Genomic DNA, 1,269 nt, shown 5'->3' with positions numbered 1-1,269 from the left:
GGCGGTAAACGGCCAGCGCGGTCCACGGCAACGCCGCATAGCCGGCCAGCAGGCTCCAGTGCCCCTGGAGCAGGCGCTCGGCCACGTATGGATTCCACAATGCGACCGTGGCGGCGACCAGCTGCGGGCCGAGCGACGCGCGCAGCAATTCGCGCGCGAGCGTCGCCGCTCCGTACGCCGCGGCCCAGAGCGCGACGAGCAGGATCGCCTTGACCACCAGCCCGCCGTCGGCGAACGACGTCAGCGCCGCGAGCAGGGCGTCCTGCGGCACCGCTCGCGGCGCGGCGTCGCCGAGACCGAGCGCCGCGTCGGTCGGATAACTGCGCGGCGTGCTCACCGCGTCCCGCAGCAGCAGATACCCCGGCGCGAGCAACGGCCCGGCGACGAGCAGCGTCCCGGCCGCGCTGTATGCCGCGACCACCGCTCGTGTCCGACTGCTCCCGCTCACGCCTGAGCACTGTACGTCCCGGCCACCACCGCCGCCGATCCAGCGGGTTCGGTGCGGAGATGTCACCCGCTGAATCCGCCGGGACCGCGGGGGACCTGGGTACCAGCGCCGTCGCGACCGGCCGTACTTCGGTATCAGCCCGCGGGCGCGCCGTCTGATCTGGGGTGATGTGTTGCCGCGCGGACGAGGACGACCAGGGTGGGTGCGGTGTGCTGTGGAGCCTGTCGCCTGGCCGGAGGTTCGATCGAAACCTCGTTCGGACGGAGTGATCGAGCCCGAAGACTGTCGGGACGGCGGCGAGCGCATTGCCCGTCCCATGGTCCGGCGGGGCGCGACGGGCGGTGGGCCGGGCGGGTGGGACGATGGGCGGCGTGTCTGCTGTCCGTCGGTTTCCTGTGGTGGCGGATCTGACGTGGGTGACGGCGGGTGCGATGACCGCGAACGTCGCCGGATACCTGCTGCAACTGCTGGCCGGGCGGTGGCTCGGGGTCACGGGGTACAGCGAGTTCGCGAGTCTGCTCGCGGTGCAACTGTTGTGCGCGGTGCCCGCGCTGGCGTTGCAGAACGTGGTGGCCAGGGAACTCGTTCGCGGCGCGGGAACGGCGGCGCTGCGCGGGCTCGAGTGGCGCTGCGCGGTGATCGTCGCCGTGGTGGCCGCGGTGCTGGTGCCGCTGGTCGCCGTCACGTTGCACGTCGGGGTGGCCGCCACGGCGGCGGCGCTGGGTGCGGCGCCCGCGCTGGTGCTGTTGTCCGGTGAGCAAGGGGTGCTCCAGGGCGCCAAGCGGTTCCGGGCGTTGGCAGCTGTGCTCGGCGCCGCGGGG

2 pseudogenes are annotated in these 1,269 nt (G+C 73.2%); one reads left to right on the top strand and one right to left on the bottom strand.

Annotation, left to right across the window (positions count from 1 at the left end):
- Nucleotides 1-448: pseudogene (locus ON21_RS28630) on the bottom strand (hypothetical protein); the annotation flags it as partial.
- Between the two features lie 431 nt (nucleotides 449-879).
- On the opposite strand from ON21_RS28630, the pseudogene ON21_RS28625 reads away from it, so the two are divergent.
- A pseudogene (locus ON21_RS28625) lies at nucleotides 880-1,269 on the top strand (polysaccharide biosynthesis protein); the annotation flags it as partial.

This window comes from Nocardia araoensis NBRC 100135, from assembly GCF_000308435.1.
Lineage (GTDB): Bacteria > Actinomycetota > Actinomycetes > Mycobacteriales > Mycobacteriaceae > Nocardia > Nocardia araoensis.
This window is presented reverse-complemented; position numbering and strand designations above follow the sequence as displayed.